This window comes from Methanoculleus sp., assembly GCF_030019085.1.
Lineage (GTDB): Archaea > Halobacteriota > Methanomicrobia > Methanomicrobiales > Methanoculleaceae > Methanoculleus.
On sequence record NZ_JASEFJ010000011.1, the window covers coordinates 48,051 to 55,740 of the forward strand.

The 7,690-nt window shown below is 65.3% G+C and carries 5 protein-coding genes; 1 reads left to right on the top strand and 4 read right to left on the bottom strand.

The annotated features are described in order from the left end of the window. Nucleotides 1–227: 227 nt before the first annotated feature. Entirely contained in the window at nt 228–3,923 is a 3,696-nt protein-coding gene (locus QMC91_RS06260; protein WP_300236845.1) for a bifunctional RecB family nuclease/DEAD/DEAH box helicase, read from the top strand. Here QMC91_RS06260 and QMC91_RS06265 read toward each other — a convergent pair. From QMC91_RS06265 to ruvC, 4 genes are read right to left on the bottom strand one after another with little or no spacing between them, the layout of a single operon-like run. Continuing rightward, nucleotides 3,865–5,247, bottom strand: coding sequence for an MFS transporter (locus QMC91_RS06265; RefSeq protein WP_300236847.1), 1,383 nt, complete (start codon nt 5,245–5,247; stop codon nt 3,865–3,867). The two genes, QMC91_RS06260 and QMC91_RS06265, sit on opposite strands and share 59 nt — an antisense overlap. Continuing rightward, the gene (ruvB, locus tag QMC91_RS06270) at nt 5,248–6,234 is read right to left on the bottom strand and encodes a Holliday junction branch migration DNA helicase RuvB (RefSeq protein ID WP_300236849.1); all 987 of its coding nucleotides are present in this window, start codon (nt 6,232–6,234) and stop codon (nt 5,248–5,250) included. Between the two features lie 7 nt (nt 6,235–6,241). Next, nucleotides 6,242–6,814, bottom strand: coding sequence for a Holliday junction branch migration protein RuvA (ruvA, locus tag QMC91_RS06275; protein WP_300236851.1), 573 nt, complete (start codon nt 6,812–6,814; stop codon nt 6,242–6,244). Further along, nucleotides 6,811–7,326 carry a crossover junction endodeoxyribonuclease RuvC gene (gene ruvC / locus QMC91_RS06280; protein ID WP_300236853.1) on the bottom strand — a complete coding sequence of 172 codons (516 nt, stop codon included), beginning with the start codon at nt 7,324–7,326 and terminating at the stop codon, nt 6,811–6,813. The genes ruvA and ruvC overlap by 4 nt, the downstream gene beginning before the upstream one ends. Nucleotides 7,327–7,690 lie beyond the last annotated feature (364 nt).

Consider the following 7,690-nt stretch of genomic DNA (forward strand, 5'->3'; position numbering starts at 1 on the left):
CCCCGGGATGGCGATTCTCCATCGATACGGTGCCAGAGGACAACCCCTGCCTCCCGCGTCAGCGGTCGTGTGATGTGGTTTGCCGCTTCGTCCATAGAAAGATGTTCCCGGCGGCACGCCTGGATCCTTTCCCACCGGCCCCGGAAAACCCCCGGCGGAGACTTTTTCCTGCTCCCGGAGAAACCGTTGAGAGAGATTCCCCTTTTTTTTCCCGGGAAGAGAGATCCATGCCGCACTACAACCTCAGCCCATCGCTCATCGGCCGGTTCTTCTACCATGACTGCGAACGCTACCTCCGATACCACGCAACCCCGGAACAGGAACGGGATGCCGCCGGTATCCCGCCGGCGGCGGTCGAGACCGGCCCCGTGACCCGGGCGCTCCTCGAGGCCGGGATCCGCTGGGAGGAAGAGGTCGTCTGCCAGAGGGTCGCTGGGCGGGTGCTCGTCCCCGACGGCGCCGGCCCCATCACCGACCGCTCCTTCTCCATCGAGGAGACCTTCAACCTCCTCCCAAACCTTACCAGCGGGGAGGCGATATACCAGACGACCATCCCGGTCTCCGTCCACTTCCTGCGCGGCTACGGGCTTGACCCGGAGGTGCACCGGTTCGCCCCCTGCCGTCCCGACCTGATCCTCATGGACGACCGCGGCCGGCTGCAGGTCATCGATATCAAGGCAAGCGAGGAACTCAGTATCAGCCACCGGATCCAGGCGACGCTCTACGCACTGATCCTGGATCACGCCCTCGCCCTCCTCGGACTCGATCTCAGGGTCGACCTCGATCACGCGGCCATCTGGCTCCACGGCCAGACCGCCCCCGAACCCTTCGACCTCCACCTCAACATCCGGGTTGTCGAGGAGTTCCTCCGCCACCGTCTCCCGGAGATCCTCAGCCGCCAGGCACCCGACCTCGCCTGGCACCTCACGTCCCGCTGCGAGTCCTGCGAGTTCTACCCGTACTGCCGTGCCGGGGCCGGGAGAACCGCGTCCGTCTCCCTGATCCCGGGTCTCTCCACCGCCGCACGCCGCTACCTCCGGGAGGCCGTGCCGCCGATCGAGACGCTGCCCGACCTTGCAGAGTTCCTCAACGATCCGAAAGCCGAACCTTACCTGGACGGTTGCGGTTCGCTTGCCGGAGAGCGCGAACACCTCCAGGCGGTCGTCCGGGCGCTCCTTTCGGGCGAGGTCGTCCCGCTCCCCGCGAGATCGCACGCCCTCCCCGTCCACGAGGATATCGCCATCATCCTGACGCTCCAGAGCGACCCGGTCTCCGGGCTGATATACGCCCTCGGGTTCCGGCGGATCGGGGGAAGAGAGGTCTACGGCACCCCCGCCCGCGAGGAGATCCATATCGCTGCCGACCCCGCCGATACCACACGCGTCCGCCGGGAGTTCATCCGCGGACTCCTTGCTGACCTTGAGGCCGTGGAGACCTACAACCGCGGCCGCGACTGGAAGGATCAGAGATCCCTCCAGACCTACGTCTACGACACCTACGAAGAGGCTCTCTTCACCCGGCTCCTCGACGACGCCATGGATGACCCGGACATCTCAGAAGAGGCGCTCAGGCTCCGGTTCTACTACCAGGACGCCGGGATCGCGGCCGCTTCCAGTCACCCGGAGACCACCGTCTCCTATCCTCTCGTCGTCCTCACCCGCGAGATCCGGCGGCTGCTCGCCCTCCCCGTCCCCTTCTCGCTCCGTCTCCCCGAAGTGCTTGATGCGATCCCCTCGTCCCGGTTCCACTACCGCCTCTCGCCCGGCCCCCTCTTCTGGAACGAGCACAACAACGCCATGAAGGCCGACGCCATACTGCTTGCCTGGCACGGCAACCGGCCGGAGGCTCTCGACTGGATCCGCCATGAGGTATCCCGCCGGCTGCTCGCCGCCGGCAGCGTGCTTGAAGGGCTGCGCGAACGTGTGAGCGATCGTCTGCAACGCTGGCCGGAGAGGTTCCGGTTCCCCCGCCCCTTCGAGGCCGCGACCCCTGAGATATCCCGGCTTCTCTTCATAACGGAGTACGAGTCGTTCATGGGCGCACGCCGGGTCCAGGACCTCCGCAGCAGGCCGCGGGAGGTGCGTCTCCGGGAGGGGATCAGCATACCGGTCGAGAGAGCGGAGGGGAACTTCTGGCGACTCCTCCGCCCCCTCGACCTTGCGGTCTTTGAACGCTCGCGCTCGTTCAGTTACCTCCTCGTTCCCGAGGGCGAGGAGGTGGCGTTTGACGATCTGCGCTACCGGAGCAGCGCAAGCCCCGGCGGGGCCGGGGTCGCGTTTGCCCGCGTCCACGACACCATCGTCGATTATGCCGCCGGACTGGTGAAGGGGGTTGTGCTGGAGGTCCGGTATCCCCCGAACCGCCCGCCGATAGAGCGCGGGGTGCTCCACCCCCGGTTCACCGACTTCAACGCCCCCAGGATGATCGAGAGGCTGCTCTCCCTGGACGGCGACCCGGAGAACGGGTTCATCCGGCTCCTCCGCGACCCCCGCGGGTTTGCCGCGCCCCTCCCGGCGCTCCCGGCGCCGGTCGATGATACCGGGTTTACGAGGAGCCAGGAGAGGGCGTTCCGGCACATGACGGAGAACCGGCTGACCCTGGTCTGGGGGCCGCCCGGGACCGGGAAGACCCATTTCCTGGCGACGGCCATCGTCTCGCTCATGCGGGCGCAGCGTCTCCGGGTCGGGGTGGCGGGGTTCACCCACGCCGCCGTCGAGAACCTGCTCCTGAAGGTCCAGGGGATGACCGCATCCTTCCCGGTCTACAAACTCCGGGAGGTCCGGACACCCGGGGCGGATCGGAGCCTCGCGGTTCTCGGGCATGACCGTGCCGGCGACCTTGCCGGCTACCCCGGGTTCCTGATCGGCGGGACGGTGCACGCGTTTGAGAGGCTCGAGAGGCTCCTTCCCGCACTCGACCTCCTCGTCGTAGACGAGGCCTCGCAGATGCGCCCGGCCGACCTTGCGATGGTCTTCCCGATGCTCTCAGCGGCGGGACGACTTGTTCTTGCCGGCGACGACCTCCAGCTCCCGCCGGTGATCCAGGGGCGCTACCCGGCGCCTGAGGACGGGTTGCCGGGGCTGGAGGACTCGATCTTTGCCTACCTCCGGCACCGCGACGACCCGGAGGATCCGGTCTACACCTGCCAGCTCCTGGAGAACTGGCGGATGAACCGGACACTGTCCCTCTTCCCGGCGGAGACGCTCTACGGCAGGGGCTACGCCCCGGCAACGGAGGAGGTTGCCCGGCGCCGGATCTACCTCGTTCCGGGGGAAGAGGAAGAGCCCTGGCTCGATCGTGTCATCGACCCCGACTACCCGCTCGTCCTCTGCGTTCTCGAGGGTGTCAGGACGACGATCGAGAACCGGGTCGAGGCCGACCTGGTCGCGAGGGTTGCGGCGAGGCTTCGCGAACGCCTGATCGACCCCGAGACAGGGAGACCCTACGTGACGCCGGAGTTCTGGCACCGGGGGCTCTTCATCGTCAGCCCGCACCACGCCCAGATAGGTGCGATCAAAGAGAGGCTTGCCGCACTCATCCCCGGCGACCGGTCGGTCTTTGTGGACACCGTCGACAGGATGCAGGGCCAGGAGGCGGACGCCGTGATCGTCAGTTACGGGGTGAGCGACGTCGAGACTGCTCTTGCCGAGGCGGAGTTCATATACAGCAGGAACCGGCTGAACGTCTCGCTCACCCGGAGCCGGGCGAAGTGTATCGTCTTCCTGCCGCGGCCGCTGCTTGAACCGCCGCTCGACGTGGTCTCAAACGATCGGAGCGGGAGGACGGGCTTTTCGCATATGCTCGACCTCCAGGAGTTCTGCCGGGAGGACGCGGCCCGGTTCGGCCTTGATGAGGGTGTCTCGCTCACGGTGATGAGGGCGGAGAGCCCGCGATCTCCGAGCGGTAACGGACGAGCGATGTGACGGCCGCGATCCCGGTCAGGATGGCGCCGACGAGGTAGGCGTCGTGGAGCGCAAACAGAAACGCACCCTCCCCGAGACCGGCGTAGACCGGCATCCTCCAGGCCACCACCGCGCCAGCGACGGCGATGCCAAGCACCATCCCGACGTTTCGGACGGTCGCGAGTATGGCCGAACCCACGCCGAGATACTTCTTCGGGGTGCTCCCCATGACCGCACTGTTGTTTGGCGACTGGAAGAGCCCGGTTCCAAGCCCGAAGAGCGCCAGGCAGCCGATCAGCCCGGGGCCCTGCATCAGGCCGATCCGCGCCATGAAAAGGAGCGCGACGGCGCAGAGTCCCGCGCCGAGGGCGCTTGGCGCCCGCGTCCCGATCCTGTCCGAGAGGGCGCCGCTGAACGGCGCGACCAGGAGCACGACCAGCGGGAAGGCGACCATCACCATACCGATCCTGTCCGGGGTATACCCCATCACCTGCTGGAGGTAGAACGGGGTGAGAAAGACCAGGATGTACTGCGACATGAAGTTCAGCATCGCGCTTAAGTTAGCAAACGTGAACGTCCGGATGGAGAAGATCTTGAGGTCGAGCATCGGTTGCGGCACGCTGAGTTCCGTCCTGACGAAGACGGCGAGCGCCGCAAGCATCACGGCAACGAGCCCGAGCCTCCAGGACCGGGTCATCGTCTGCCAGCGGTTGACGATGAAGAGGAACGAGAAGAGAGCGATGAACGCGCTTCCCGCGCCCACGGGGTCGAGGCTCTGTCCCGGCCGGGGTTCAGGGCGGGGCAGGATCCTGGAGGCGATGAGGAGCGCTGCAATCCCGACGGGGATGTTTATGAAGAAGATGAACCGCCAGCCCAGGTATGCCGCGATGAACCCGCCCAGCGTGGGGCCGATCGCAAGCCCGATCGCTATGCTGGTCGCGTTGATCCCGAGGGCTCTTCCGCGTTCGGATGGCTGGAAGGCGTCGACGATGATCGCCGAGGCGACCGCCATCATCATACCGGCGGTGACCCCCTGGACGGCGCGGGCGGCGATCAGCATCCCGATGCTCGTCGAGAACCCGCAGAGCGCCGAGGAGACGACAAACCCGGCCAGGCCGGAGAGGTAGAGGATGCGGTAGCCGTGCATGTCCCCGAGGCGGCCGTATGTGAGAAGCAGGCTGCTGATCATCAAAAGATAGATCATCGGGACCCACTGCGCCGTGGGCATCCCGGTCTCGAAGACCTCCGCGATCGTCGGGAGCACGACGTTCACGACGCTTGCATCGATGGGGCCCATGATGCTCCCGAGCATCACCGTGGCAAGGATGAGCCACTTCCTCTCCATTCAGTCACCGTTTATGTGTCTCAGTGCGGCCTCTGTTATCTCGCGGCCCTGGGGCGTCCTTTTTATGAACCCGATCTGGATCAGGTATGGCTCGTAGACCTCTTCGACCGTTCGCACCTCCTCTCCGATCGAGATCGCGATCGTTCGAACACCCACGGGGCCGCCGCTGAAGTCCTCCCCGATGACCCGGAGGATCCGGCGGTCAAGTTCGTCGAGTCCGAGGGGGTCTATCCCGAGCATCGTGAGCGCGGACTCCGCGGTGGCGGCATCTATCCTTCCGTCCCCCCGGACGATCGCGTAGTCGCGCACCCGCCGGAGGAGCCGGTTGGCGATCCTGGGGGTTCCGCGGCTCCGTCTTGCTATCTCGATAGCCCCTTCATCTGTTATGGGCGTCTTCATGATCGCGGCGCTCCGCCGGACGATCCGGACAAGGTCTTCGACGTCGTAGAGGTTGAGCCGGAATATGAACCCGAACCGGTCGCGGAGCGGGGATCCGAGCAGCCCGACCTTTGTGGTGGCGCCGATGAGGGTGAACTCCTCGAGCGGCAGCTGGACGGCGCGGGCCCCGGGGCCTTCGCCGATCATGACGTCTATCGAGCAGTCCTCCATCGCTGGGTACAGGATCTCCTCGACCACGGGGTTTAGTCTGTGGATCTCGTCTATGAAGAGGATGTCGCCCCGGTTGAGAGCGGTCAGCTGGGCGGCAAGGTCGCCGGGCTTCTCGAGCACGGGGCCGCTTGTGCTCCGGATGGAGACGCCCATCTCCCTTGCGACGATATGGGCAAGGGTGGTCTTTCCGAGGCCCGGCGGCCCTGAGAAGAGGATGTGGTCGAGGGCTTCGCCGCGCTGTTTTGCGGCCGCTATGGCTATCGCAAGCGTCTCCTTCACCCCGGACTGGCCGATGAACTCCTCGAACCTTGTCGGCCGGATCCTGGGGTCTTCCTCCTCGCTGCGGAGGAGGCCGGATGATGTGACTCTCTCGGTCATGGGGCAATCACTCCTGCCGCAGCCTGGCAAGCGAGGCGCGGATCAGGCTCTGGACGTCGGGGTGGGGCAGTCCCGGCAGGACGGCGTCGACGGCGTCCTGCGCCTCCCTCGGCGAGAACCCGAGGGATATGAGGGCGCTCACGGCGTCGGAGGCCTCCGACGGCCGGCCGACGTGATGTGTCTTCATCTTCTCTTTCAGTTCCAGGATCAGCCGTTTTGCGCTCTTCTGGCCGACACCGGAGATCCGGGTGAGCGCTTTTTCGTCCTCGTTTATGATCGCGACCGCGAACTCGTCGAGTCTGATCTGGGAGAGGATGTTCATCGCGGTCTGGGGGCCGATCCCGGAGACGGTTATAAGGATCCCGAAGAGTTCGAGTTCGTCGGGGTGGAGGAACCCGTATAGCAGGATATCGTCGTCCCGGACGATCATCCGGGTGTGGACGCGGACGGGGCCTTCGGTCTTGCGGAGCGCTTCGAGCGTCAGCCGGGTGACGGTGACCCGGTATCCGACGCCGTTGACGTCGATCACCACCCAGGTCTCCCCGGTGGCTACCAGTTCTCCTGCAAGGTGTGCTATCATGGGGATCGCTGTATGTTCATGTGGCAGAGGGCGATCGCGAGGGCGTCGGCGGCGTCGTCCGGCCGGGGGATCTCGTCCAGACGGAGGAGTCGGCGCATCATCTCCTGGACCTGGTGTTTTCCGGCACGACCCGACCCGGTGACCGCCTGCTTGATCTGGTTGGGGGTGTACTCGGCGATGGGGATCCCGCGCTGCTCGGCGGCGAGGAGGATGACACCCCGGGCTTCGCTGACGGCAATCGCGGATGTTATGTTCCGGGTGAAGAAGACCTGTTCGATGGCGATCCAGTCCGGCCGGTGTTCGTCGAGGACGCTCGAGACGGCGTCATAGATCTCGCGGATGCGTTCGGGTCTTCTCTGGCCGCTCGCGGTCTCGATGCAGCCGTAGGTGACGGCGGTGAGAGATGGGGGGGAGGTGGTGTCACCCGGATCCCCCCTCACCAGGACACCGTATCCGACCCGCTCCAGCCCCGGATCGATCCCGACGACGGTTATACCCTTTATGGCCTTCATCGCTATGATAACTTCCGTTCTTCAGATAGATACCAATTGTGCATGCGGCCTGAAAGTATTCGGGGGGTGAGGCGGGGGATAGGGGGGTTTTCCGGGACGGTGTTGGGGTGGGGGTCAGTGTGTGGAGCTGATGGCTGGTGATACGTCGAGACAGGGGAAGGGGCGTCCCGTCCCCTCCCCGTCAGCCCTACCCCCACGGGGTGGTGATAAGGTATCTTTATCTTACGGGGGTGAAGGGGGCGGAGCGGGAAGACCCCACCCTTCAGGGTGGGGATGAAAGCAGAGCCCCTTCATCATACAATTACAGGGAACTATATATTGTTATAAGAACAAATAATCATTATATGCTCCAAGCCTACAAGTA

Coding starts and splice junctions, on each gene's coding strand:
- QMC91_RS06260 (WP_300236845.1), top strand. CDS start 228: ATGCCGCACTACAACCTCAGCCCATCGCTCATCGGCCGGTTCTTCTAC.
- QMC91_RS06265 (WP_300236847.1), bottom strand. CDS start 5,247: ATGGAGAGGAAGTGGCTCATCCTTGCCACGGTGATGCTCGGGAGCATC.
- ruvB (WP_300236849.1), bottom strand. CDS start 6,234: ATGACCGAGAGAGTCACATCATCCGGCCTCCTCCGCAGCGAGGAGGAA.
- ruvA (WP_300236851.1), bottom strand. CDS start 6,814: ATGATAGCACACCTTGCAGGAGAACTGGTAGCCACCGGGGAGACCTGG.
- ruvC (WP_300236853.1), bottom strand. CDS start 7,326: ATGAAGGCCATAAAGGGTATAACCGTCGTCGGGATCGATCCGGGGCTG.